General features: G+C 59.7%; 17 protein-coding genes, 2 tRNA genes and 3 rRNA genes. 15 read left to right on the top strand and 7 right to left on the bottom strand.

The genetic code is table 11. The features are described from left to right. Window position 1: 1 nt before the first annotated feature. The 3 genes from C9990_RS21595 to rhtA all read right to left on the bottom strand — a co-directional run bounded on the left by C9990_RS21595 (window position 2) and on the right by rhtA (window position 2,179). The gene (locus tag C9990_RS21595) at window positions 2–733 is read right to left on the bottom strand and encodes an SDR family oxidoreductase (protein WP_106804631.1); all 732 of its coding nucleotides are present in this window, start codon (window positions 731–733) and stop codon (window positions 2–4) included. 111 nt (window positions 734–844) lie between these two features. Next, window positions 845–1,126, bottom strand: coding sequence for a hypothetical protein (locus tag C9990_RS21590; protein ID WP_065901262.1), 282 nt, complete (start codon window positions 1,124–1,126; stop codon window positions 845–847). Between the two features lie 165 nt (window positions 1,127–1,291). Further along, window positions 1,292–2,179: a threonine/homoserine exporter RhtA gene (gene rhtA / locus C9990_RS21585; RefSeq protein WP_106804630.1), complete on the bottom strand. Its 888-nt coding sequence runs from the start codon at window positions 2,177–2,179 to the stop codon at window positions 1,292–1,294. A 700-nt stretch (window positions 2,180–2,879) separates the two neighbouring features. On the opposite strand from rhtA, the gene C9990_RS21575 reads away from it, so the two are divergent. The 6 genes from C9990_RS21575 to mrdA all read left to right on the top strand — a co-directional run bounded on the left by C9990_RS21575 (window position 2,880) and on the right by mrdA (window position 10,305). Further along, window positions 2,880–4,416: ribosomal RNA gene (locus tag C9990_RS21575) — 16S ribosomal RNA — on the top strand. A gap of 124 nt (window positions 4,417–4,540) precedes the next feature. Next, window positions 4,541–4,617, top strand: a tRNA-Ile gene (locus tag C9990_RS21570). Window positions 4,618–4,627: 10 nt separating this feature from the next. Next, a tRNA-Ala gene (locus C9990_RS21565) sits at window positions 4,628–4,703 on the top strand. 237 nt (window positions 4,704–4,940) lie between these two features. Then, window positions 4,941–7,832 (top strand): 23S ribosomal RNA (locus C9990_RS21560). Window positions 7,833–8,002: 170 nt separating this feature from the next. After that, a 5S ribosomal RNA gene (gene rrf / locus C9990_RS21555) occupies window positions 8,003–8,118 on the top strand. Together the 16S, 23S and 5S rRNA genes with 2 tRNA genes alongside form the textbook arrangement of a ribosomal RNA operon. A 294-nt stretch (window positions 8,119–8,412) precedes the next feature. Further along, a complete protein-coding gene (mrdA, locus tag C9990_RS21550; protein ID WP_065907300.1) occupies window positions 8,413–10,305 on the top strand; it encodes a penicillin-binding protein 2 in 1,893 nt (630 codons plus the stop codon). A gap of 1 nt (window position 10,306) precedes the next feature. Here mrdA and C9990_RS21545 read toward each other — a convergent pair whose 3' ends face one another. After that, entirely contained in the window at window positions 10,307–10,708 is a 402-nt protein-coding gene (locus C9990_RS21545; protein WP_065907298.1) for a GFA family protein, read from the bottom strand. A 98-nt stretch (window positions 10,709–10,806) separates the two neighbouring features. On the opposite strand from C9990_RS21545, the gene C9990_RS21540 reads away from it, so the two are divergent. Then, window positions 10,807–11,274: an SRPBCC family protein gene (locus C9990_RS21540; RefSeq protein ID WP_106804629.1), complete on the top strand. Its 468-nt coding sequence runs from the start codon at window positions 10,807–10,809 to the stop codon at window positions 11,272–11,274. A 40-nt stretch (window positions 11,275–11,314) separates the two neighbouring features. Here the strand turns inward: C9990_RS21540 and C9990_RS21535 are convergent, their stop codons facing one another. After that, window positions 11,315–11,902, bottom strand: coding sequence for a hypothetical protein (locus tag C9990_RS21535; protein ID WP_106804628.1), 588 nt, complete (start codon window positions 11,900–11,902; stop codon window positions 11,315–11,317). Between the two features lie 151 nt (window positions 11,903–12,053). Here C9990_RS21535 and C9990_RS21530 point away from each other — a divergent pair, with 151 nt between their 5' ends. The 3 genes from C9990_RS21530 (at window position 12,054) to C9990_RS21520 (ending at window position 16,039) form a co-directional block, all read left to right on the top strand. Then, entirely contained in the window at window positions 12,054–12,566 is a 513-nt protein-coding gene (locus C9990_RS21530; protein WP_106804627.1) for a sigma-70 family RNA polymerase sigma factor, read from the top strand. Next, window positions 12,563–13,537, top strand: coding sequence for a FecR family protein (locus tag C9990_RS21525; protein ID WP_106804626.1), 975 nt, complete (start codon window positions 12,563–12,565; stop codon window positions 13,535–13,537). The genes C9990_RS21530 and C9990_RS21525 overlap by 4 nt, the downstream gene beginning before the upstream one ends. An 87-nt stretch (window positions 13,538–13,624) precedes the next feature. Then, a complete protein-coding gene (locus tag C9990_RS21520) occupies window positions 13,625–16,039 on the top strand; it encodes a TonB-dependent siderophore receptor (protein WP_106804625.1) in 2,415 nt (804 codons plus the stop codon). Between the two features lie 40 nt (window positions 16,040–16,079). Here C9990_RS21520 and C9990_RS21515 read toward each other — a convergent pair whose 3' ends face one another. After that, window positions 16,080–18,317: a TonB-dependent siderophore receptor gene (locus tag C9990_RS21515; protein ID WP_106804624.1), complete on the bottom strand. Its 2,238-nt coding sequence runs from the start codon at window positions 18,315–18,317 to the stop codon at window positions 16,080–16,082. Window positions 18,318–18,594: 277 nt separating this feature from the next. Here C9990_RS21515 and C9990_RS21510 point away from each other — a divergent pair, with 277 nt between their 5' ends. The 5 genes from C9990_RS21510 (at window position 18,595) to C9990_RS21490 (ending at window position 24,181) form a co-directional block, all read left to right on the top strand. Further along, window positions 18,595–20,952 (top strand): DNA polymerase II, encoded by a 2,358-nt coding sequence (locus C9990_RS21510; protein ID WP_106804623.1) that lies wholly within the window; start codon window positions 18,595–18,597, stop codon window positions 20,950–20,952. A 69-nt stretch (window positions 20,953–21,021) separates the two neighbouring features. Beyond that, window positions 21,022–21,600 (top strand): GNAT family N-acetyltransferase, encoded by a 579-nt coding sequence (locus tag C9990_RS21505; RefSeq protein ID WP_106804622.1) that lies wholly within the window; start codon window positions 21,022–21,024, stop codon window positions 21,598–21,600. A gap of 12 nt (window positions 21,601–21,612) precedes the next feature. Next, window positions 21,613–22,236: a glutathione S-transferase N-terminal domain-containing protein gene (locus C9990_RS21500; protein WP_106804621.1), complete on the top strand. Its 624-nt coding sequence runs from the start codon at window positions 21,613–21,615 to the stop codon at window positions 22,234–22,236. Further along, entirely contained in the window at window positions 22,233–23,468 is a 1,236-nt protein-coding gene (locus C9990_RS21495) for an NAD(P)/FAD-dependent oxidoreductase (RefSeq protein WP_106804620.1), read from the top strand. The genes C9990_RS21500 and C9990_RS21495 overlap by 4 nt, the downstream gene beginning before the upstream one ends. 131 nt (window positions 23,469–23,599) lie before the next feature. Beyond that, a complete protein-coding gene (locus C9990_RS21490; protein WP_106804619.1) occupies window positions 23,600–24,181 on the top strand; it encodes a DUF4174 domain-containing protein in 582 nt (193 codons plus the stop codon). A gap of 147 nt (window positions 24,182–24,328) precedes the next feature. On the opposite strand, the gene C9990_RS21485 is transcribed toward C9990_RS21490, so the two are convergent. Continuing rightward, window positions 24,329–25,351, bottom strand: coding sequence for an acyltransferase family protein (locus C9990_RS21485; RefSeq protein ID WP_177410350.1), 1,023 nt, complete (start codon window positions 25,349–25,351; stop codon window positions 24,329–24,331). Between the last annotated feature and the right edge of the window lie 67 nt (window positions 25,352–25,418).

The following is a 25,418-nucleotide window of genomic DNA, read 5'->3' as shown; positions in this document are numbered from 1 at the left end:
CTTACCAGGGTTCATTCCAGGGGCGCAGGTCCAGCTCGAACGTCCAGGCGTCGCGCGGTTGGCTGTGCAGGAACCAATAGTTGTCGGCGATGTGCTCGGGGTTGAGAATGCCGTCCTGATCCTTGAGCGCGTATTTCTGCGGGAAATTGTCGCGAATGAAGTCTGTGTCGATGGCGCCATCAACCACGATATGAGCGACATGGATATTCATCGGCCCCAGCTCCCGCGCCATGCTTTGCGCAAGCGCGCGGATCCCGTGCTTTGCTCCTGCGAATGCGGCAAAGCCGGCGGCCCCGCGCAGGCCGGCAGTCGCGCCGGTGAACAGGATGGTGCCGCGATGGCGGGTGACCATGCGCTTGGCCACCTCACGTGCATTGAGGAACCCGGAGAAACAGGCCATTTCCCAGATCTTGAAATACTTGCGCGCGGTTTCTTCAAGGATGCTGCAGGGCACATTGGCGCCGATGTTGAAAACGAAGGCTTCAATCGGGCCCAGTTGCGTTTCAATCTGATCGATCAGCGCGATCACGTCTTCTTCTTTTCGTGCATCGCACGCAAAGCCATGCGCTTCGCCACCCGCTGCCTGGATGCTATCGACCAGAGGCTGCAATTTGTCGGCGGTGCGGCGGGTGACACAGGCGACGTAGCCTTCGCGGGCAAAGCGCTTGGCAATGGCACCACCGGTTGCGTCTCCGGCGCCGACTACCAATACGATTTTCTTGTTGTGCGTCATGGGAACTCCGTTGGCTCGAATGTCGAACAGGAGTCTAGCCGCAGTGTCGCAAAAGGGCGGGTGGGTAGTGGGTGTTTGATATGAGCAGTCGGAGGGAGACTGCTCGGTCAATCACTTGCAAATGACGATCATGCTCCGGCTGGTGTAGCCCGCAGGGTTGAGGCCGAAGGGGTAATCCCCAGGTTCCTCTGAATTGTCACCGGACTTGGCGATCACCCGGTAGCCCTTGGCTCCGCACGAGTTGGTTGCGCTGGTGTAGCACTGATCCCAGGAGGAAGACAGTCCGGAACAGTTGATATGCAGCCCTTTTTTGCCCCGTTTCACTTCTGTCTTGGTGGTCGCGGCACAGCCACCGATGGCCACGACCATTAACAGTATCAAAATTCGCTTCATTCCTATCCTTAATAGCCGCTTCCGCAATGCTTGAAGCCGGCTCTACTCGCTCTCGAGTCTAGCGTTCGTGCTGTCCCTGTCGACGTTCTCCATGAATGACATTCGTTTACGGCTTAAACATGGCTTAAATGAGCGGTAAATGCCAGAGCTACATTCAAAGAAGCGTCAATCCGCTGGAACCAGCGGCTTTGACTCCTTGCGCATCGTCACGGTGGCGCCCACGGAGGCCAGGATGATGCAGGTGATGGCCAGCCATTGCGCCAAGGTCAGGTGCTCGTGCAGGAAGAGCAGGCCGGAAAGCGCGCCGAATGCAGGTTCGATGCTCATGAGCGTGCCGAAGGTGCGGGCGGGGAGGCGGGTCAGCGCGACCATCTCCAGGGTGTAAGGCAGGGCGGTGGACAGAATGGCGACGCCGATGGCGACAGGGATCAGGGCCGGGGTCAGCAATGCAGCGCCCGCGTGCACAATCCCGATAGGTGCCACAAACAAGGCGGCGATCATCACGCCGAGGGCGGCGGTCTGTACGCCATTGTCATTGCCTGCCTTCTGGCCGAACAGAATATAGAGGGCCCAGCAGACCCCCGCCCCCAGAGCGTAGGCTGCGCCGAGCAAGTCGATGCCGCTGCTGGCGTCCCCCATGGGAATCAACAAGAGCAGGCCTATGACCGCGAGGGCAATCCAGAGGAAATCTACCGCTCTGCGCGATGCGTAAATCGCTACTGCCAGCGGTCCGGTGAATTCCAGGGCAACGGCAATTCCCAGGGGTACGCTGCGCAATGACATATAGAAGAGGAAATTCATGCCACCCAGGGCCATCCCGTAGACGATCACCGTGCGCAGGGACTTGGCGGTCAGCTTGGCGCGCCACGGGCGTAAGAGAAGCAGCATGATCACGCTGGCGAAAATCAGGCGCAGGGTGGTCGTGCCCTGGGCGCCAACAATTGGAAACATACTCTTGGCCAGCGAGGCGCCGGACTGGATGGAAGCCATGGCGATTAACAGCAGGCCGACAGGAAACAATGCCGAGGCCAGGCTGCGGGGAGAGGTGGTCATTGGGGATGTTCGTCCGAGGTCGTATTAAGAGAAACGCAAGCAGCTATGATGCTTAAGTGTTGAGGGTTGAGCAATATATTGCTCAATTATTCCGCTGATGACCTCTATACAGCCTCAAGCCGGAGGTTTTCCGGCTTCTTGATAGAAAATCCAAATTAAGGGTTGACGGCAGATTCTGGAAGTCTATAATTCGCCCCACTTCCGGCGCAGTCGAAACGGAAAACTCCTTGGTAAACAAAGAGTTACACGAAATTCGACAGCGACTTGCTTCAGTTCATCGAAGCCCAGAAGGAGTTGGTAGAGCAAGGTTGTTTGGCTCTATTAACGTTTCGATCTTCTCGGTCGAAAGCGGAGAAAAAGAGGTGTTGACAGCAGCGTGTAACGCTGTAGAATTCGCCTCCCGCTAACGAGAGATCGGAAGCGCAAGTGGTTGAAGTTGTTGAAGAAATCTTCGAAAACTTCTTAAAATAATCACTTGACAGCAAATGAGGCTGCTGTAGAATGCGCGCCTCGGTTGAGACGAAAGATCTTAACCAACCGCTCTTTAACAACTGAATCAAGCAATTCGTGTGGGTGCTTGTGGGGTCAGACTGATAGTCAACAAGATTATCAGCATCACAAGTTACTCCGCGAGAAATCAAAGATGTAACCAACGATTGCTGAGCCAAGTTTAGGGTTTCTTAAAAACCCAAAGATGTTTGAACTGAAGAGTTTGATCATGGCTCAGATTGAACGCTGGCGGCAGGCCTAACACATGCAAGTCGAGCGGTAGAGAGAAGCTTGCTTCTCTTGAGAGCGGCGGACGGGTGAGTAATGCCTAGGAATCTGCCTGGTAGTGGGGGATAACGTTCGGAAACGGACGCTAATACCGCATACGTCCTACGGGAGAAAGCAGGGGACCTTCGGGCCTTGCGCTATCAGATGAGCCTAGGTCGGATTAGCTGGTTGGTGGGGTAATGGCTCACCAAGGCGACGATCCGTAACTGGTCTGAGAGGATGATCAGTCACACTGGAACTGAGACACGGTCCAGACTCCTACGGGAGGCAGCAGTGGGGAATATTGGACAATGGGCGAAAGCCTGATCCAGCCATGCCGCGTGTGTGAAGAAGGTCTTCGGATTGTAAAGCACTTTAAGTTGGGAGGAAGGGCAGTTGCCTAATACGTAACTGTTTTGACGTTACCGACAGAATAAGCACCGGCTAACTCTGTGCCAGCAGCCGCGGTAATACAGAGGGTGCAAGCGTTAATCGGAATTACTGGGCGTAAAGCGCGCGTAGGTGGTTTGTTAAGTTGGATGTGAAATCCCCGGGCTCAACCTGGGAACTGCATTCAAAACTGACTGACTAGAGTATGGTAGAGGGTGGTGGAATTTCCTGTGTAGCGGTGAAATGCGTAGATATAGGAAGGAACACCAGTGGCGAAGGCGACCACCTGGACTGATACTGACACTGAGGTGCGAAAGCGTGGGGAGCAAACAGGATTAGATACCCTGGTAGTCCACGCCGTAAACGATGTCAACTAGCCGTTGGGAGCCTTGAGCTCTTAGTGGCGCAGCTAACGCATTAAGTTGACCGCCTGGGGAGTACGGCCGCAAGGTTAAAACTCAAATGAATTGACGGGGGCCCGCACAAGCGGTGGAGCATGTGGTTTAATTCGAAGCAACGCGAAGAACCTTACCAGGCCTTGACATCCAATGAACTTTCTAGAGATAGATTGGTGCCTTCGGGAACATTGAGACAGGTGCTGCATGGCTGTCGTCAGCTCGTGTCGTGAGATGTTGGGTTAAGTCCCGTAACGAGCGCAACCCTTGTCCTTAGTTACCAGCACGTAATGGTGGGCACTCTAAGGAGACTGCCGGTGACAAACCGGAGGAAGGTGGGGATGACGTCAAGTCATCATGGCCCTTACGGCCTGGGCTACACACGTGCTACAATGGTCGGTACAGAGGGTTGCCAAGCCGCGAGGTGGAGCTAATCCCATAAAACCGATCGTAGTCCGGATCGCAGTCTGCAACTCGACTGCGTGAAGTCGGAATCGCTAGTAATCGCGAATCAGAATGTCGCGGTGAATACGTTCCCGGGCCTTGTACACACCGCCCGTCACACCATGGGAGTGGGTTGCACCAGAAGTAGCTAGTCTAACCTTCGGGAGGACGGTTACCACGGTGTGATTCATGACTGGGGTGAAGTCGTAACAAGGTAGCCGTAGGGGAACCTGCGGCTGGATCACCTCCTTAATCGACGACATCAGCTGCTCCATAAGTTCCCACACGAATTGCTTGATTCATTGAAGAAGACGATAGAAGCAGCTTTAAGCTCCAAGCTGATAGCTCTTAGCTAATCAGTTACGCGCTCGAAATTGGGTCTGTAGCTCAGTTGGTTAGAGCGCACCCCTGATAAGGGTGAGGTCGGCAGTTCGAATCTGCCCAGACCCACCAATTTTGTTATGGGGCCATAGCTCAGCTGGGAGAGCGCCTGCCTTGCACGCAGGAGGTCAACGGTTCGATCCCGTTTGGCTCCACCATTAACTGCTTCTGCTGTTAGAGTTTAGAAATGAATATTCACTAATGAATATTGATTTCTAGTCTTTGATTAGATCGTTCTTTAAAAATTTGGGTATGTGATAGAAAGATAGACTGAACGTTACTTTCACTGGTAACGGATCAGGCTAAGGTAAAATTTGTGAGTTCTCTTAATTGAGAAATTCGAATTTTCGGCGAATGTCGTCTTCACAGTATAACCAGATTGCTTGGGGTTATATGGTCAAGTGAAGAAGCGCATACGGTGGATGCCTTGGCAGTCAGAGGCGATGAAAGACGTGGTAGCCTGCGAAAAGCTTCGGGGAGTCGGCAAACAGACTTTGATCCGGAGATGTCTGAATGGGGGAACCCAGCCATCATAAGATGGTTATCTTGTACTGAATACATAGGTGCAAGAGGCGAACCAGGGGAACTGAAACATCTAAGTACCCTGAGGAAAAGAAATCAACCGAGATTCCCTTAGTAGTGGCGAGCGAACGGGGACTAGCCCTTAAGTGGCTTTGAGATTAGCGGAACGCTCTGGAAAGTGCGGCCATAGTGGGTGATAGCCCTGTACGCGAAAATCTCTTAGTCATGAAATCGAGTAGGACGGAGCACGAGAAACTTTGTCTGAATATGGGGGGACCATCCTCCAAGGCTAAATACTACTGACTGACCGATAGTGAACTAGTACCGTGAGGGAAAGGCGAAAAGAACCCCGGAGAGGGGAGTGAAATAGATCCTGAAACCGTATGCGTACAAGCAGTGGGAGCAGACTTTGTTCTGTGACTGCGTACCTTTTGTATAATGGGTCAGCGACTTATTTTCAGTGGCGAGCTTAACCGAATAGGGGAGGCGTAGCGAAAGCGAGTCTTAATAGGGCGTCTAGTCGCTGGGAATAGACCCGAAACCGGGCGATCTATCCATGGGCAGGTTGAAGGTTGGGTAACACTAACTGGAGGACCGAACCGACTACCGTTGAAAAGTTAGCGGATGACCTGTGGATCGGAGTGAAAGGCTAATCAAGCTCGGAGATAGCTGGTTCTCCTCGAAAGCTATTTAGGTAGCGCCTCATGTATCACTGTAGGGGGTAGAGCACTGTTTCGGCTAGGGGGTCATCCCGACTTACCAAACCGATGCAAACTCCGAATACCTACAAGTGCCGAGCATGGGAGACACACGGCGGGTGCTAACGTCCGTCGTGAAAAGGGAAACAACCCAGACCGTCAGCTAAGGTCCCAAAGTTATGGTTAAGTGGGAAACGATGTGGGAAGGCTTAGACAGCTAGGAGGTTGGCTTAGAAGCAGCCACCCTTTAAAGAAAGCGTAATAGCTCACTAGTCGAGTCGGCCTGCGCGGAAGATGTAACGGGGCTCAAACCATACACCGAAGCTACGGGTATCACGTAAGTGATGCGGTAGAGGAGCGTTCTGTAAGCCTGTGAAGGTGAGTTGAGAAGCTTGCTGGAGGTATCAGAAGTGCGAATGCTGACATGAGTAACGACAATGGGTGTGAAAAACACCCACGCCGAAAGACCAAGGTTTCCTGCGCAACGTTAATCGACGCAGGGTTAGTCGGTCCCTAAGGCGAGGCTGAAAAGCGTAGTCGATGGAAAACAGGTTAATATTCCTGTACTTCTGGTTATTGCGATGGAGGGACGGAGAAGGCTAGGCCAGCTTGGCGTTGGTTGTCCAAGTTTAAGGTGGTAGGCTGAGATCTTAGGTAAATCCGGGATCTTAAGGCCGAGAGCTGATGACGAGTTAACTTTTAGTTAACGAAGTGGTTGATGCCATGCTTCCAAGAAAAGCTTCTAAGCTTCAGGTAACCAGGAACCGTACCCCAAACCGACACAGGTGGTTGGGTAGAGAATACCAAGGCGCTTGAGAGAACTCGGGTGAAGGAACTAGGCAAAATGGCACCGTAACTTCGGGAGAAGGTGCGCCGGTGAGGGTGAAGGACTTGCTCCGTAAGCTCATGCCGGTCGAAGATACCAGGCCGCTGCGACTGTTTATTAAAAACACAGCACTCTGCAAACACGAAAGTGGACGTATAGGGTGTGACGCCTGCCCGGTGCCGGAAGGTTAATTGATGGGGTTAGCTAACGCGAAGCTCTTGATCGAAGCCCCGGTAAACGGCGGCCGTAACTATAACGGTCCTAAGGTAGCGAAATTCCTTGTCGGGTAAGTTCCGACCTGCACGAATGGCGTAACGATGGCGGCGCTGTCTCCACCCGAGACTCAGTGAAATTGAAATCGCTGTGAAGATGCAGTGTATCCGCGGCTAGACGGAAAGACCCCGTGAACCTTTACTATAGCTTTGCACTGGACTTTGAATTTGCTTGTGTAGGATAGGTGGGAGGCTTTGAAGCGTGGACGCCAGTCTGCGTGGAGCCATCCTTGAAATACCACCCTGGCAACTTTGAGGTTCTAACTCAGGTCCGTTATCCGGATCGAGGACAGTGTATGGTGGGTAGTTTGACTGGGGCGGTCTCCTCCTAAAGAGTAACGGAGGAGTACGAAGGTGCGCTCAGACCGGTCGGAAATCGGTCGTAGAGTATAAAGGCAAAAGCGCGCTTGACTGCGAGACAGACACGTCGAGCAGGTACGAAAGTAGGTCTTAGTGATCCGGTGGTTCTGTATGGAAGGGCCATCGCTCAACGGATAAAAGGTACTCCGGGGATAACAGGCTGATACCGCCCAAGAGTTCATATCGACGGCGGTGTTTGGCACCTCGATGTCGGCTCATCACATCCTGGGGCTGAAGCCGGTCCCAAGGGTATGGCTGTTCGCCATTTAAAGTGGTACGCGAGCTGGGTTTAGAACGTCGTGAGACAGTTCGGTCCCTATCTGCCGTGGACGTTTGAGATTTGAGAGGGGCTGCTCCTAGTACGAGAGGACCGGAGTGGACGAACCTCTGGTGTTCCGGTTGTCACGCCAGTGGCATTGCCGGGTAGCTATGTTCGGAATAGATAACCGCTGAAAGCATCTAAGCGGGAAACTAGCCTCAAGATGAGATCTCACTGGAACCTTGAGTTCCCTGAAGGGCCGTCGAAGACTACGACGTTGATAGGTTGGGTGTGTAAGCGCTGTGAGGCGTTGAGCTAACCAATACTAATTGCCCGTGAGGCTTGACCATATAACACCCAAGCAATTTGCTTGCTTCGAGCTGAAAGGCATAAGAGCACCAGATTGCGGTGTGTGAAGACGAAATGAACCGAAAGTTCGACGTTCACAAAACACCGAAAGCTATCACATACCCAATTTGCTGAAGCGAGGCCACATGGTCACGACTCAGTACCCGAATTTCTTGACGACCATAGAGCATTGGAACCACCTGATCCCATCCCGAACTCAGCAGTGAAACGATGCATCGCCGATGGTAGTGTGGGGTTTCCCCATGTGAGAGTAGGTCATCGTCAAGATTAAATTCCAGAACCCCTGTTTGCTAACGCAGACAGGGGTTTTGTTTTGGGCGGTCGAAAAGCACCCCCGGTAGAGGACACCGCGTTCCCCGGCCACGAATAGGCTTCCTGATCTGAAAGTCTTGCTGAGGCTTGATCCCAGACTTTCATGACAAAAATCGCTATCGGCATGCCGTTCGGGGAAATCGATGCAAAGTGTTTCTGCATTTTTGGTATGGTGCAGCACATTTTCACAAGGACTGATCTTTATCCGCAGGATGCGGCGTCGACCTTCTTCAACGAGATGCTGTAGAAATGCCTGAACCAATACCCATCAAGGATCACGAAAAAGAAAACCGCCTGGTCAACAAGCGCCTGCTCGCCTGCGCGCTGCTGGTGATCGGCATCACCTGTGCCCTGGTGGGCCGCATGTATTTCCTGCAGGTGGTGCAATACGACTATCACTCGACGATTTCCGAGAATAATCGGGTCCACGTCCTGCCGATAACACCGACTCGCGGGTTGATCTACGACCGGAATGGCGTGGTGCTCGCCGACAATCGTCCCAGCTACAACCTGACCATCACCCGGGAGCGCACCACAGACCTCAAGGGTGAGCTGGACGCCATCGTCAACCTGCTGCACCTGCCTGCTGAAGACCGTGCGGTGTTCGACAAGGCCTTGAAGCAGGCACGCCATCCTTTCGTCCCGGTGACATTGTTTTACGAGCTGACCGAAGAGCAGATCGCGGTCCTGGCCGTGAACGAGTTTCGCTTGCCTGGCGTCGACGTAGAGCCGCAGTTTGTCCGGCACTACCCGCTGGGTGCGCACTTTGCACACTCCATCGGCTATGTCGGGCGCATCAACGAGAAAGAGTCCAAGGCTCTCGACTCGGTGGAGTACCGCGGTACACAGTCCATCGGCAAGACCGGCATCGAGCGTTTCTACGAGTCCGAACTGCACGGCCACGTCGGTTACGAAGAGGTCGAGACCAACGCCCAGGGGCGAGTGCTGCGCGTGCTCAAGCACACCGACCCGATCCCTGGCAAAAATATCGTGCTCAGCCTCGACGTCCACCTTCAGGAAGCCGCCGAGGAAGCCTTGGGCGATCGCCGTGGCTCGGTGGTCGCACTCGACCCGCAAACCGGCGAAGTCCTGGCCATGGTCAGCAAGCCGAGTTTCGACCCGAACCTGTTTGTAACCGGCATCAGCTTCAAGGAATATGCCGCGCTGCACGATTCCATCGACCGGCCGCTGTTCAACCGCGTCCTGCGCGGGCTCTATGCGCCGGGTTCGACGATCAAGCCTGAGGTGGCCATTGCCGGGCTCGACAGCGGTGTGGTGACCGCCCAGACCCGCGTGTTCGACCCGGGTTACTACCAGCTCCCCGATTTTGATCACAAATACCGCAACTGGAACCACAGCGGTGACGGCTGGGTCGACATGGACGCCGCCATCATGCGTTCCAACGACACCTACTTTTACGACCTGGCCCACAAGCTCGGCATTGACCGCCTGCACGACTACCTGGCGGAGTTCGGCCTGGGCCAGAAAGTCTCCCTGGACATGTTCGAAGAGTCAGCCGGCCTGATGCCATCCCAGGCCTGGAAACGTGCGACCCGCCGCCAGCCATGGTTCCCAGGCGAAACCGTGATCCTCGGTATCGGCCAGGGCTATATGCAGGTCACGCCATTGCAATTGGCCCAGGCGACAGCGTTGATCGCCAACAAGGGCGTGTGGAATCGCCCGCACCTGGCCAAGACCATCAACGGCGTGCCGCCCGTAGACGAGAACCCGATGCCGAATGTGGTCCTCAAGGACCCGCGTGACTGGGAGCAGGTGAACCATGGCATGCAGTTGGTGATGCATGACCCGCGCGGCATCGCTCGGGCCGCCGCGCAAGGTGCGCAATACCGCATCGCCGGCAAGAGTGGTACTGCGCAAGTGGTCGCGATCAAACAAGGTGAGCGCTACAACCGCGACAAGACTCTGGAGCGGCATCGCGACAACGCCTTGTTCGTCGGCTTTGCCCCGGCCGAGCATCCGAAAATCGTGATCTCGGTCATGATCGAAAACGGCGAAGCCGGTGGCCGGGTGGCAGGCCCGGTGGTGCGGCAGATCATGGACGCCTGGCTGCTCGACCAGGAAGGTCACCTCAAGCCGCAGTATGCGACCCCGGCTAAAGCACCGGGTGACCCGCACGTCTGAGTCACACCTGCCACTCGTCCCACTGGTCTACGCCCGTGTAGGCCAGCCAGGGCACGTCATGCGCCGTCCAGATGTGCGCGGTGGGCCGCACGCCCGGATCATCGTCCAGCGTCGCCACCCGCACAATCACATGCGGCTGGTGCCCACGCTCGGCCATCAGGTGTGAGCCGCAGCGCGAACAGAAATGCCTGAGCTTGCCCGGCGAAGACTCGAATGACGACAACAGACCCTCGCCTTGCGTCCAGCGAAAATGCTCACGCATCACCCCGGCTGTCGCCACAAACGCGGCCGCGTGCACCTTGCGGCAGCTGTCGCAGTGGCAGTGGCTGATGGGCATGTCCAGGCGCTCCACCTGGTAGCGGACGGCCTTGCAGAAGCAACTTCCATTCAACGCATCAGTCATAACGTAATGTCGGGTCAAGGATGGGGTCATCATCATCGCGCACAACCCAAGGTTGCGCATTGTTCGATGTCGCCTACTGTCAATGGAGGAGGTGACTTATGCACGTATTAGATCGCATAGAACGAAAAGTCCTGCTTAACGTTTCACGCAAACACGTCTGGGAAGCACTCACCGATGCCGAGCAATTCGGCAACTGGTTCGGAATTGCCCTGAAGGGCAAAACCTTTGCAGCGGGGGAAACCATCAAGGCGCCGATCACTTATCCGGGGTACGAGCATGTGATCTGGAATGCCAAAATCGAACGTATCCTGCCACAGACACTGTTCTCTTTCTGGTGGCACCCCTTTGCGGTGGAGGAGGGCGTCGACTACGACCAGGAAACCCCGACACTGGTGGAGTTCACCATCGAGGATCGCGCGCCGGGCATTTTGCTGCGGGTCGTCGAATCCGGCTTCGATGAAGTGCCCGAAGCCCGTCGGCAGAAAGCCTTCAAGATGAACTCCCGGGGCTGGGACGAGCAGATGAGCAACATTGAAAAATATTTGACCCAGGCCCGCCAGGCCTGACCCCAACGGGCATCATCACTGATGCCCGCGTTGATGACTGTCAGCCTTCGTGAGCGGTGGTGATTTCCAGTGTGTCGGTAAACGTCACCAGCACACTCTGACCGACCTTGAGGTCCTTGAGGCCCGCACGAATTTCCGGTTTCTCGACATTCAACACTTTGCTCGCACCGGCTGGGTTTTCCAGGGTGACCTGGTTTTTCTTCAAGTCGATGTGCGTGATCTTCAGTTGCACCTGTACCTGACGGAACGCTGCGCCGCCGGGGTTGGGATTATCGGCGGTCGCGCGGATCACACCGGTTTTTTCGCTGGCATCCGGCGCACTTTTGTCCACATCGGTGTCCAGCACGGCGGCGACGGAGTGCGTGGTCAGCACTTTGACCTGGTCGCCGACCTTGAGATTACCCAGGTCCTTGGCGGCGTCGGTAAGTTGCACATGCACCTCGCCACCGTCGGCGCCTTGCAGCACCACCTGATGCTTGGCGGCATCCACGGCCAGCACTTTGGTGGTGACTTCGTCGGCTTCCAGGGTCTTGGACAGCGGGATATCGGCAGCGAAGGCCGTGAGGTTGCCGGCGGCCAGCAGTGTGACCAGGGCGATGACGTGGCGAAGAGGGCGCGTTACTTTCATTTAAGGCACTTCCATGTAAGAGGAACTCCTGAGTCTAGTGGAGGGGCGCAGATACACAAATGCGCTGCAGGTTGGGTGTTTTAACGATTGCAATGTGCCAGAGTCTGCGCAGATAATGAGATGAATTATCATTAACGTCTGGCAGTGTTGCGTGTCCACACCTACTGATCCCAAGGCCCTTTTAGCCGCGCTCTACGACGATAACCATCGGTGGTTGCGTGCGTGGTTGTATCGTCAGTTGAAGTGCCCCCAGGATGCCGCAGACCTGACCCAGGACACCTTCATCCGCGTGCTCGATGCGCGCCAGCTCACCCAACTTGAGGAGCCGCGGGCGTTTTTGAGCACGGTTGCACGCCGACTGTTGTTCAGTTTCTGGCGGCGCAAGCGCCTGGAACAAAGCTACCTCGACAGCCTGGCTTTACTGCCGGAGTGCTACAGCCCTTCCGAAGAAGACCTTGCATTGGTCCGCGAAGCGTTGGAAAACATTGACCGGCTGCTCAACGGCCTGCCGGCGCGGGTACGCCAGATCTTTATCCTGAGTCGTCTCGAAGGCTTGACCCAACCTCTGATCGCGCAGCAACTGAATGTCTCCCTGGCGACTGTCGAGCGCGATTTGCGCAGGGCTTTCCTGCATTGCCTGGCGGAATCGGCGGAGCTGGCATGACGCAGCCCAAGGTGGATGCCTGTACCCGCGAGGCCGTCGATTGGTTGCTGCGTCTGGAGGCGGCCGGCGAGGACCGCGACCTGCGCCAGGCTTTCGACGCCTGGTTGCACGCCAGCCCCGAGCACGCGGCGGCCTGGCAGCGGGTGGGCAACCTGTTGCAGCAACCGATTGCCGCGCTGCACCGGGTCGAGGCGCACAGCCCTGGCCAACTGCGTGCGGCGTCCCAGGCGCTGATGACGCCCGACACCGTGTCGCGCCGCAAGGTGCTGCGTGGCGGCCTGGCCCTGATGTTGTTTGGCGTCAGTAGCGCTGCGCTGCTCGACCGTGCCCAACCGCTCAACGGGTTGTGGGCCGACCGGCGGACCGCCACCGGCGAGCGCAGTACCTTCACGTTGGCCGACGGCAGCCGCTTGAGCCTCAACGCGCGCAGCTCGGTGGATATTCAGTTCACTGAGCAGCGCCGGGTCGTGCATCTGCGTGAAGGCCAGGTGTTTGTCGATGTCGCCGCCGATGCCCGCCGGCCTTTTGTCATCACCACCGCGCAGGGCGAGGTCCAGGCCCTCGGCACGCAGTTCATGGTCAGCCAAGAGGCCGCCGGCAGCCTGACCTCGGTGCAACTGCACAGTGTCAAAGTCACCACCCAGGGCGGTCACCAGCGGCGCGTGGAAGCGGGGCAGGCGGCGTGGTTCAGCGAGGAATGGGTGCGGCCGGTACCGTTGTCGGCAGCCGGGCGGGTGGATTGGCGCGACGGCCGGGTCGACATTCGCGACGAGCCGCTGGGCTCGCTGATCGATGCCTTGCGCCCGTATCGCCGGGGCGTGCTGCGCATCAGCCCGCAAGCGGCGGCGCTGCGTGTGTACGGGGTGTACCCGCTGGATGATGCCGAGCAGACGCTGCAATCGCTTGCCCAGACATTCCCGTTGCGCATTCGCCGCTATGGGCCGTGGTTGACGCTGATTGACGTGCAATAAGCGATTATTTTCACAGGCCATGAGGGGATCGCACGTCTCGCGAGTCAGGGTTAGAGAACGCCAACCTGACAACGAGTATCCACCCCTATGGCACCCTTGATGATTCGTCCTTGCCTGCTGACGCTGGCCATTACGCTGGCCGTCATCGGCCAACCTGCGATGGCCCAGGACACCACCCATTATTTCGACCTGCCTGCGGCCGCGCTGGGTGACACCCTCAGCCGTTTGTCCCGTGAAAGCGGGCGCACCCTGTCGGTGACCCCGGCCTTGCTGCAAGGTCGCCGGGCTGCTGCCGTCCAGGGCCAATTGACGCCGGAGCAGGCCGTGCAACAGGCGCTGGCCGGCAGCGGGCTGGGCTTGATCATTACCGACAACGGCACCTGGAGCCTGTACCTGCTGCCCGAAGGCAATTCGCTGAACCTGAGCCCCACCACCGTGACCGGGTCGGCCACGGAAAATGCCTGGGGCCCGGTAGACGGTTACGTCGCCACGCGCAGCGGCACCGCGACCAAGACCGATACGCCGATTCTGGAAATCCCGCAGACGGTCAACGTGGTCACGGCCGACCAGGTCGCGGTCCAGGGTGCACGCAACCTCACGCAGGCCCTGCGCTACACGCCGGGTATCGACACCAACGGTTATACCGACCGCAACACCATTGCCGATGAAGTCGCCAGCCGTGGCTTCGCGCCAACCCTGTTGTACCTCGACGGCGCCTACCTGCCGTACGCCGGTAGCCTGGGCGGCGCCCCGCAAATCGATCCGTACACCCTCGAGCGTATCGAAGTGCTCAAGGGCCCGGCATCCGTGTTGTACGGGCAAAACCAGCCGGGCGGGATGATCAACATGGTCTCCAAGCGGCCGACCACCGAGGCGCGGCACCAGGTCAAGTTTGGCATCGGCAGTTATGACCGGGTCAACGGTGCGCTGGATTTCAGCGGGCCAATCGATCAGGCCAAGACCTTGAGCTATCGCCTGATTGCCCTGGCCCGTGACGGCAACGAGATGGTCGACCACGCCACCGACAGCCGCACCTTGCTCGCGCCCAGCCTCACCTGGGCGCCGACCGACGAGACGGCGCTGACGGTCTACGCGCAGCTGCAGCGCGACAAGTCCCTGGCCGACTACCAGGCGCTGCCCGCCATTGGCACGCTGTACCGCAGCGCCGAGGGCCGGCATATCGACCGCGACACCTTCCTGGGCGATTCGGACTGGAACGACTACATCCGCGACCAGTACGTGCTCGGCTTCGATTTCTCCCACGCCTTCAACGACAACCTCGAATACCACTCGACGGCGCGCTACACCGACGTCAACGACCGCTACAAAGGCTTCTACCTGAACCGGTTCGTCACGCTCCCGGATAACAGCATCGACGACACCCGCGCCACCCGCACCAAGCTCGACTGGCGCCAGCACAATTCTGCCTACACGATTGATAACAACCTGCAGTTCAAATTCGCCACCGGCGCGCTGGACCATACGCTGCTGACCGGCGTCGATTACCGCCAGTTCACCCGCAAGTACCAGGGCTACAACCTGTACGGCGCAGAAATCATCGAGCTGTATAAACCCAGCAACTACCACACCCTGGGCCAGCCGACCCTCACCACCAAGTGGGACAACACCATCAAGCAGACCGGCCTGTACGCCCAGGACCAAATCAAGCTTGACCGCTTTATCCTCACCGTCGGCCTGCGTGAAGACTGGGCCGAAGTCGAGAACCGCGACCTGCTGGCCGACAGCACGGTCAGCCAGAAAGACAAGAAACTCACTCGGCGAATCGGCTTGACCTACCTCACTGATTTCGGCCTGGCGCCCTATGTCAGTTACGCCGAGTCGTTCTTCCCCAGCATCGGCAGCCAGGCCCCACAGCGCGGGGCCTCGGCGTTCAAGCCGGTGGAGGGCGAGCAGTACGAGGCGGGGGTCAAATACCAGCCCAACGACAGCTCATTGCTGACGTTGTCGGTGTACCAGATCAAGCAGAAGAACGTGCTGACCGGCGACATTGAGTACCCGGAGTATCAGCTGCAGGAAGGCGAGGTGCGCTCGCGGGGTGTCGAGTTCGAAGGCAAGACGCGTGTTGGCCAGTTCGAGGTGATTGGCGCGGTGGCCTACCTGGACTCGTTCTACACCAAGAGCAATTATGGCGATAAAGGCAACCGCAACGAGTCCCAGGCACCGTGGACCGCCAGTACCTGGGTCGACTACCACTTCGCGAGCAATGCCCTGGCAGGCCTGACCGTCGGTGGGGGCGCTCGTTACACCGGCAAGAAATACGGCGATTCGGGCAACACCTTCAAAACCCCTTCGTTTGTGGTGTACGACACGACCATCCGCTACGACCTGGGCCGTGTCAGTCCCACGCTCAAGGGCGCGGAAGCCAGCCTGAACGTGCAGAACCTGTTTGATCGCGAGTACGTTTCGGCATGCAACTATGCCTTTGGCTGCTATTACGGGCAGGAGCGCACGGCATCGTTGGCCGTGTCCTACGACTGGTAGCCTGCAACGGGTGGCAGCCCAGGCTGCCACCCGTTGACGTTTAGAAGTCCACCGTCGCCGACAACTTCGCCACGCGCGGATCGCCCTGGGTCAGGTAGCCGCCCAATGCCGATTCCCAGTACTTGGTATTGGCGACGTTCTCCACTGTGGCGCCCAGCGTCACATCCCGCTGATCGACCTTGAAGTTATAGCGCGCACCCACGTCGAACCGGTTCCAGGTCGGCAGGCTGAGGTTGTTGGCCGCGTCGGCGTACTGGCCGCCGGTGCGCAACATGCGGCCATTCACGCTCACGCCTTGCAGGCCCGGCACATCCCAATCCACCCCGGCATTGAGCTGGAACGACGGCACGCCGATAGCGCGGTTGCCGTCGTTGGTGCCGTTGGCCGTGCCGCTGACTTCGGTGTTTATCAGAGTGGCGCCGCCCAGCAGGCGCAGGCCTGGGACAGGTTCACCGAAGACATTCAGCTCCACGCCCTTGTTGACCTGGTCACCCTGGAATACATAGGTCGCGGTGCCGTCCGAATTCAGCTGGGAATAGCCCTGGGTCGGCTGCTCGATGCGATACACACCGAGTGTCGCACCGTAGGTGCCCATGTCGACTTTGACGCCGGCTTCAGTCTGTTTCGAACGCGCGGGGGCGAAGGTCTGGCCGTTGTTGGTGACCCTGGCGTTATTGGCCGCGGTCTCCGGGGCGGTGGGTCCGGATGCCAGCCCTTCAATGTGGTTGGCGTAGAACGACACGTGGTCCCACGGCTTGAACACCAGGCCATACACCGGCGTGGTGATGCCCTTGGCGTAGTTGGCGTTGCGTGAGCCGGTGCCGTATTCATAACCTTGGACCACCAGCTCCTGGCGACGCAGGCCGGCGGTGAACAGCAAGCGGTCATCCATAAAGCCGAGGGTGTCCGACACCGCCGCGCTGCGCGCGAAGGTCTTGGCGGTGATGCCCGGGTCGTTCAGGTCGCTGCCGGAGGTGAAGCCACCCTTGGCTGGCGCTGTCACATCGACGGGGTTGTAGAGGTTGGTCGCTTGCGTGCCGGAGGCAAAGTCGAAGGCGTTGCGCGCCTGGGTCCAGGTGCCGGTCAGGCCGAGGTTCAGCTTGTGGCTGACGGCGCCGGTCTGGAACTTGCCATTCAGGCCGGCCATCAGGCTGGTGTTGTCTTCCTGGTGGGCGATATTGGAGCCGCTCACGGTGGCATTGCCCTGCGCGTCGATCACGGTGAGCGACGAATAGCGGCCGATTTCGCGGGTGTGCTTGGCGCCGCCCGCGACATACGCGGTCCAATTGTCATTGAGGTCGTACTCGCCGCGCAGCATGCCAAAGGTGTCTTCCAGGCTGGTGTTGTCCCACTTCGGCGCGTAGTTGGTGTCCGCCGAGGGCGCGTTGGGGATGCTGGTCAGGCCCGGGCCGAGAAACACCGAGTTACGCCCGCCGTTGACTTGCTGCTTCTGATACACAAAGTCGCCGGACAGGCGCAGGGCATCACCGCGATAATCCAGGCCGACCGAAAACAGCTTCGAACGCTGGCTCTCGTCGTCCACACCGGTATCGCCTTCGCGCTGGGAAATATTCACCCGTGCGCCAAACCGATTGTCTTCGCCAAAACGCTGGCCGATGTCCAGGTGTTCGCCGATGCGGCCATCGTTGCTGATATCGGTGCTGAAGCGGCGCAAAGGCACGTCATCGGCACGCTTGGGTTGCAGGTTCACACCGCCGCCGATGCCCGAGCCACTCGGCGTCACGCCGTTGATAAAGGCGTTGGGGCCCTTGAATACTTCGACCCGCTCCAGGGCGTCGGTGGACATCAACTGGCGCGGCAGGATGCCGTACAAACCGTTGAAGGAAATATCGTCGCCGTTGAGCGGCAGGCCACGAATCACGAACGCCTGGGATTGGTTTGCAAAGCCTGACGCCTGGCGCACGGACGAGTCATTGAGCAGGACATCACCAACCGTCTCGGCCTGCTGGTCACGGATCAGTTTCTCGGTGTAGGAGGACATGCTGAACGGCACATCCATGATGTCCTGGTTGCCCAGCACACCCAACTGGCCGCCGCGTGCCACCTGGCCGCCGGCATATACCGGGGGCAGGGCGCCGGGCGATGGGGCGTCGGCGTTGATGTTGGTGGCGCCCAGTTCCAGCGTGTTGCCATCCTGACTGTGGTTCGCATCCTGCGGGGTGGCTGGGGTTGCGGCGTGAGCGGCAAGGCTCAGGGAGCAGCAAAGGGCGAGCAGGGTCGGGCGAAACGGCACGGCGAATGGGGTACGGGTGGGCATGGTCGATCCGGACGGCGAACCGTCAGTGGTGAGGAAAAGGGCAACAACGTTGCGCGTCCTCGCTGCGCGGATACGACTCCGGTGCGAATGATAGTGATTGTTATTAATGTTCTGCAACAAAATTGTGAAGCGCGTGAGCGTGCCTGCGCGGACGGCCGACCAGCGGCCCGCGCAGTGTCCTGCTGCGCGGGTTGGCGGATAAATGCCATCGCCCATCGCGTTTGCCCGGATGCCGAGTAGAATCACGCCCTGAAAGCGATTCCTGAGGTGCGGTACGGTGGATTTACAGCAGGGTTTTGTCCTGACCCGGCATTGGCGCGATACCCCGGCGGGCACGGAGGTCAGTTTCTGGCTGGCCACCGACCACGGGCCACGGTGTATCCGCCTACCCGTGCAGACCTCGGTGATGTTTATCCCCGAGGCCCATCGCAAGCCGCTGGATTGGCTGCTCAAGGGCGAGCGCGATATCGAGTTGCGCCCGCTGCAGTTGTGCGACTTCCACCATCGCCCGGTGCTGGGCCTGTACACGCGCCAGCACCGCCAGGCGATGGACCTGGAAAAACGCCTGCGTGCCGCCGGGGTGGATGTCTACGAAGGCGACGTGCGCCCGCCCGAGCGCTACATGATGGAGCGCTTCATCACCGCCCCGGTGTGGTTCGGCGGCGTCGCCGATGCCGACGGCACGCTGCTTGACGCGCAGATGAAACCCGCGCCCGATTACCGCCCGCCGCTGAAGCTGGTGTCGCTGGACATCGAGACCACCGCCCAGGGCGATCTCTATTCCATCGCCCTCGAAGGCTGCGGCGAGCGCCAGGTGTACATGCTCGGCCCGCCGAATAAAATCGACTCGGTGGACTTCAAGCTCGATTACTGCGACACCCGCGCCCAACTGCTCGAACGCCTCAACCAATGGCTTGCCCTCCATGACCCCGATGCAATCATCGGCTGGAACGTGGTGCAGTTCGACCTGCGCGTGCTCCACGAACATGCCCAGCGCCTGGGCGTGCCGCTGTTGCTCGGGCGCGGCGGCGAACCGATGACCTGGCGCGAGCATGGCAGCCGTAACCACTACTTCGCCGCCGCGGCCGGGCGGCTGATCATCGACGGCATCGAGGCCCTGCGCTCGGCCACCTGGAGCTTCGAGTCCTTCAGTCTGGAAAACGTCGCGCAGACCCTGCTGGGCGAGGGCAAGGACATCTCCACGCCGTACCAGCGCATGGACGAAATCAACCGCATGTTCGCCGAGGACAAGCCCGCCCTGGCGCGCTACAACCTCAAGGACTGTGAATTGGTCACGCGGATTTTCGCCAAGACCGAGCTGCTCAAGTTCCTCCTCGAACGCGCCAGCGTCACCGGGCTGCCGGCTGACCGCAACGGCGGCTCAGTCGCCGCGTTCACCCACCTGTACATGCCGCTGATGCACCGCCAGGGCTTCGTTGCGCCGAACCTCGGCGACAAGCCGCCCGAGGCCAGCCCCGGCGGTTTTGTCATGGACTCGCGCCCCGGCCTCTACGAATCGGTGCTGGTGCTCGACTACAAAAGCCTCTACCCGTCGATCATCCGCAGTTTCCTGATCGACCCGGTGGGCCTGATCGAAGGCCTCAAGCACCCCGACGACAGCACCTCTGTGGAAGGCTTTCGTGGTGCGCGTTTCTCGCGTACCCGCCATTGCCTGCCTGCCATCGTCGCGCGGGTGTCCGAAGGCCGCGAAGAGGCCAAGCGCGAACATAACGCGCCGCTGTCCCAAGCGCTGAAGATCATCATGAACGCCTTTTACGGCGTGCTCGGCTCCAGTGGTTGCCGGTTTTTCGATACGCGGCTGGCGTCGTCCATCACGATGCGCGGCCACCAGATCATGCGCCAGACCCGTGAGCTGGTCGAAGCGCAGGGCTATGAAGTGATCTACGGCGACACCGACTCCACCTTCGTCTGGCTCGGCGGTGCGCATACTCAAGAGGACGCCAGCCGCATCGGCCACGCGCTGGTGCAGCACGTCAACGCCTGGTGGCGTGAGCACCTGCGTACGGCATACGGCCTGCAAAGCGCGCTGGAACTGCAGTACGAAACCCACTTCACCCGGTTTCTGATGCCGACCATTCGCGGCGCGGAGGAGGGCAGCAAGAAACGCTACGCCGGCCTGGTGGTGCGCCGCGACGGCAGCGAAGAGATGGTCTACAAAGGCCTGGAGACCGTGCGCAGTGACTGGTCGCCCCTGGCCCGGCAGTTCCAGCAGGAGTTGTACCAGCGCATTTTCCATCGCCAGCCCCATCAGGACTACATTCGCGACTACGTACGCCGTACCCTCAGCGGCGAATTCGATGAGCTGCTGATCTACCGCAAGCGCCTGCGCCGCCAGTTGGATGACTACGAGCGCAACGTGCCGCCGCACGTGCGTGCCGCGCGCCTGGCCGATGAATACAACGACCGCCTCGGGCGTCCGCGCCAGTACCAGCGCGGCGGCTGGATCAGCTACGTGATCAGCGTCAACGGCCCCGAACCGCTGGAGGTGCGCCAGGCGCCGATTGACTACGACCACTACGTCACCCGCCAACTGCAGCCGGTGGCCGATGCGATCCTGCCGTTCGTGAATGACGATTTCGGCACTCTGGTCGGCGGGCAAATGGGCCTGTTCTAAAACACTTGCCGAGGCACTGCGCGAGCCTGCACTCTTGGTCACTGACGACCACCCGACGGCGCAGCTCCCATGACTCACATTACCTTGACCGGCACTACAGTCGAACTCCAGCCCCTGCAACCCGAACACAAGGCCGCCTTGCTCGACGCCGCCGCCGATGGCGAGCTGTGGAACCTCAAGGTCACCAACGTGCCGGGCCCCGGCACCGTCGACCAATACATTGATACCGCGCTGGCCGGGCGTGCTGCGGGCAGCGTGATCCCGTTCACCATCGTGCGCCGCGACACCGGCCAGGTGGTCGGCAGCACGCGGTTCTGGAAGGTCGACCGGGTCAATCGCAAGCTGGAGATCGGCCACACCTGGCTGGCGCTGTCGACGCAAAAAAGCGCGATCAACACCGAAGCCAAGCTCCTGCTGCTGACCTACGCTTTCGAGGTGCTGGACTGCGTGCGGGTGCAGTTCACCACGGATGAACTCAACGAAAAATCCCGTGCTGCGATCCTGCGCCTGGGCGCCGTGCAGGAAGGCATCGTGCGCCATGAACGCATCATGCCCGACGGGCGCAAGCGCAACTCGGTGCGTTTCAGCATCATCGATTCGGAATGGCCGCAGGTGAAAGCCAACCTGCAGGCGAAGCTGCGGCGATAGGAGGAAAGGCCCATGTACACGCTCTACGGTACCGACGAGTCCGGCTCCTGCATGATCGAGATCGCCCTGGCGCGTTGCGCGGTCGAGTGGCACCGCGTGGATGCCAGTTCCTGGCAGGAAGGCCCGGGCACCGACGCCCTGGCCCGCATCAACCCGCTCAAGCAGATCCCCACGCTGGTCACCCCTGATGGCCAGGTGTTGACGGAGAGTGCGGCAATCCTGATCCACCTGGGCGTGGAATACCCCGACGCCAACCTGCTGGTGGGCAACCGTGGGCAGATCCTGCGCGGCCTGGTGTACATCGCCGCCAACTGTTATTCGGCCATTGGCATCATCGACTATCCGCAACGCTGGCTGGGCGAGGCCGAACCCGTGGTGCAGAACCAGTTGATCACCGGCACGCGGCGCTATCTGCACCAGGCCTGGGTGGTGTTTGCCGACCAGTTTGCCGACCAGTTGTTTGCGCCCAGCGGCGAGCCGAATGCGCTGGGCATCATGGCGGCGGCGGTGTCGCGCTGGGACGCGGCGCGCGAAGCGCTGGCCGCCCTGGCGCCGGGTTTTGCCCAGAGCCTTGCGCAAGTGGATGCCGATCCCGTCGTGGCCCCCGTATTCGCGCGGCATTGGCCCGCGCAATGACCGCGCTGCGGCCTGTCGCGTGGCACGTCACGCGCTGGTGCGATGACCCCTTCAGCCAGGGCGCCTACAGCGCGTTGTTGCCAGGTGGCGAGCCGAGCCTGCGGCGCCTGTTGTCAACGCCGATTGATAATCGTCTGTTTCTTGCTGGCGAAGCCTTCAACCACGATCACTCGGCCATGACCCACAGCGCCTGGGACAGCGGGCTGCGCGCAGCCAATGCGGTGATCGCGACCTCGGCTCGAACGGTGATTGTCATCGGTGCCGGTTTTGCCGGCCTCGGCGCTGCCCGCGCCTTGCAGGCGCAGGGCGTGGCGGTGCGCGTTCTCGAGGCGCGTAACCGCATCGGCGGGCGAGTGCACAGCGTAGCCCTCGGTGGGCAAATGGTAGATGTGGGCGCCGCCTGGTTGCAGCAGTATGCGATCAACCCGCTGGCGCGGCGTGCCGAGCAGTTGGGCCTGGAGCGGCGCCCGACGGACTTCTCGCAGCCATTGGCCGCCGCGTGGGACGGCCCGTTGCCGGACATCAACCGCGCCTATGCCCGACTCAAACAGGCCATCGACCGTCAGCAACCGTTGGCGCCCGGCGTCGACCGCTACCTGGCCACCTTGACCGCCAGCGAGCGCCGCGCGGCACGCTATGCCATCGACGCGAACTTGATCCTCGAAGCCGGTTTGCCCCTGGACCAGCTGTCGACCCAGACGCTTGACGAGGAGGGCGTCGGCCATGGCGACCAGTTTTTGCCGCACGGTTACGGGCAACTGCTGGCAGACGCTGCCAGCGGCCTGGATATCCACCTCAACCACCCTGTGCAGCACATCAGCTGGGACGAGCACGGTGTGCGCGTGGATGATCGGGATGCCGATGCCTGCATCTGCACGGTGCCGATACCGGTGCTCAAGCAATTGAGCTTTACCCCGGACTTGCCGGCGACGTATCGCCACGCCCTGGAGCTGTTCACCATGGGCCGCCTGGAAAAAGTCGTGCTGCAGTTCGATCAGCGTTGGTGGCCGGCGTCCGAGGACGGCTACCTGCGCTGGTACGACGCGCCCGCCAATTGGGGCGAGTGGCTGGATTTGACCGATGCGGTGGGCACGCCGCTGATTGCCGGGCTGATCGCCGCAGACGCCGTGGACCGCCACTATCCAGGCAAGACCGATGAGCAAATCGCGCTGGCGGCCTGCGAAAAACTCAGCGCCTGGGCTTCCGCAATCAGAAGAAACAATGACTCCTGAACCTACCCAAACCCTTGCGTAGCGGGCGTCCTGGCCTACGCTTTCTTAAAGTGGTGTAGGAATCATCCTTGAATTTGACTGTCGCAGACATGAAACTCAAGAACCCTGCATGGAATTAAAAGGAGGTGCGCATGCTCATCCGGTCGCTGACCCTGGCTACCTTGATGGCTTTTACGGGGCCGCTGTTGGCTGCTGATGATATCAACCCGCTCAAGCAGGATTTGGGCAAGTCCCGGCCGCTGGTGGTGGTGGAGTTGGACTCCGGGAACGCCGCGCTGACGGACCTGAAGAAACAGCTGGAAGAGCCGGCCACCAAGCAAGCCTTTGAAGAGCGCAGCATGGTGTTCTACACCGTGAAGTTCGGCAGCATTGGGGCCGAGGGCGAGAAGTTCGCCAAGGACCCCAAGGACAACAAGAAACTCACGCCGCCTGAAACCAATGCGCTGATCCGTGCCCTCAAGCTGGGCGCCGGCAGCGGCACCAAGGTGATCCTGGTTGGCAAGGATGGCGAGAAGAAAGTCGAGAAGACCGTGCCACCGGATACCCTCGACCTGAAGGAATTCTTCAGCGCGATCGACCAGATGCCGATGGCCGAGAAAGAAATGGCCGCCCCGGCCGAGCCTGAACCCGCTGCCGCCCCGGCCGCGAAGCCAGGCGCCAAGGCGGGTAAGCCGGCCAAGCATGCCGCGCCGCAACAGCAACTGGATGATTGACCTGCGCCCAAGGCGCTGGCTGACCCAGCGCTGATCGAAGCGCTTATGTAGGGAGGGAGCTTGCTCCCGCTCGACGGCGCAGCAGCCGCAAGCGTTTTGGCGGCGCTGCGTACCTCAGCCGGAGCAAGCTTTCTTGCCACACAGGCTTCAGGTGCGCGGTTCAGAAACTTTACGCTGCGGAAACGGAAAGTAGAAAAACCGCAAGAACGCCACGCGCTTGATCACTTCCCCGATCAACAACGGCACCCCAACCCCCACCACAAAACCGATGCAGGCCGCGACAAATGGCGGCAGGCCCAGGCGCTCCATCAGGTCAAACGTTTTGTGCTGGATCTCCCCATGGAAGATCAACAGGATCAGGGTCGACTGGCCGATATAGGTCATCACCCGCGTGATCAGCGCCGACACCATCAGCACCCGCGCCAGCGCCCAGCACACGTACACGCCAATCACCGCCAGCAGGCTGGTCCACAGCCAGTGGTCGTAGCGACGCTGCGCCAGGTCCATGGTGTCGCCCCGATAGAGGAACACGGCGGCGAACAACACCACCGACACCAACAAGGTCAGCAGCGACCCCGCATGGGTGCGCAGCCAATTGCGCAGCAGGTAGCCGTAGATGAAACAGGCGCTGCTGATCAGGGTGATATCCAGGCTGAAGGGCAGGCCGGGCAGCACCCAGGTTTGTCCGCCCACGGTCACCGGCAGTTGCCAGAAAAACGGCAGCATCCAGATGCCCACCAGCAGCGGCACCAGGGTCAGCGCGCAACTCACTGCCAGCGGCAGGCGCTGGATCAGGCGCAACACCGCCCAACTGAACAGGATCGCCACCCAGAAATGCGGCAGGAACCACATCGCTTGCCACGGGATGGTGTCCACCGAGGCATACAGCACGCCACCGATGTCCGGCAGCAGCGGTTGGCCACGCAGCACATCGCGCACGATCACATACACCAGCATGGTGAAGAAAAACGGCTTGAGCAGGCCATCCGCCTTGCGCACGGCCATCTCCCCGAAGGGCTGCTCCGGCTTGAACAGCACCCCGGACAGAAAGAAGAACAACGGCAGCACGAACGACGCCAGGATCGGGTACATCAAGTCCGGGGACGTGGCGACAAACCAACTGTGGGCATACACGATCACCAGGATGCCGATGCCTTTGGCGATATCCATTTGAATCCAACGATGTTTCACCTGTTCATCCTCCCTCTGTGAACCGCACAGCCCCTGGCAGGAACTG

The organism is Pseudomonas sp. S5D5 (genome assembly GCF_003013355.1).
Taxonomy (GTDB): Bacteria; Pseudomonadota; Gammaproteobacteria; order Pseudomonadales; family Pseudomonadaceae; genus Aquipseudomonas; species Aquipseudomonas aylmerensis.
Note: the sequence above shows the minus strand (reverse complement) of the source record. Positions and strands in the feature narration are given on the sequence as shown.

Coding starts and splice junctions, on each gene's coding strand:
- C9990_RS21595 (WP_106804631.1), bottom strand. CDS start 733: ATGACGCACAACAAGAAAATCGTATTGGTAGTCGGCGCCGGAGACGCA.
- C9990_RS21590 (WP_065901262.1), bottom strand. CDS start 1,126: ATGAAGCGAATTTTGATACTGTTAATGGTCGTGGCCATCGGTGGCTGT.
- rhtA (WP_106804630.1), bottom strand. CDS start 2,179: ATGACCACCTCTCCCCGCAGCCTGGCCTCGGCATTGTTTCCTGTCGGC.
- mrdA (WP_065907300.1), top strand. CDS start 8,413: ATGCCTGAACCAATACCCATCAAGGATCACGAAAAAGAAAACCGCCTG.
- C9990_RS21545 (WP_065907298.1), bottom strand. CDS start 10,708: ATGACTGATGCGTTGAATGGAAGTTGCTTCTGCAAGGCCGTCCGCTAC.
- C9990_RS21540 (WP_106804629.1), top strand. CDS start 10,807: ATGCACGTATTAGATCGCATAGAACGAAAAGTCCTGCTTAACGTTTCA.
- C9990_RS21535 (WP_106804628.1), bottom strand. CDS start 11,902: ATGAAAGTAACGCGCCCTCTTCGCCACGTCATCGCCCTGGTCACACTG.
- C9990_RS21525 (WP_106804626.1), top strand. CDS start 12,563: ATGACGCAGCCCAAGGTGGATGCCTGTACCCGCGAGGCCGTCGATTGG.
- C9990_RS21520 (WP_106804625.1), top strand. CDS start 13,625: ATGGCACCCTTGATGATTCGTCCTTGCCTGCTGACGCTGGCCATTACG.
- C9990_RS21515 (WP_106804624.1), bottom strand. CDS start 18,317: ATGCCCACCCGTACCCCATTCGCCGTGCCGTTTCGCCCGACCCTGCTC.
- C9990_RS21505 (WP_106804622.1), top strand. CDS start 21,022: ATGACTCACATTACCTTGACCGGCACTACAGTCGAACTCCAGCCCCTG.
- C9990_RS21500 (WP_106804621.1), top strand. CDS start 21,613: ATGTACACGCTCTACGGTACCGACGAGTCCGGCTCCTGCATGATCGAG.
- C9990_RS21495 (WP_106804620.1), top strand. CDS start 22,233: ATGACCGCGCTGCGGCCTGTCGCGTGGCACGTCACGCGCTGGTGCGAT.
- C9990_RS21490 (WP_106804619.1), top strand. CDS start 23,600: ATGCTCATCCGGTCGCTGACCCTGGCTACCTTGATGGCTTTTACGGGG.
- C9990_RS21485 (WP_177410350.1), bottom strand. CDS start 25,351: ATGGATATCGCCAAAGGCATCGGCATCCTGGTGATCGTGTATGCCCAC.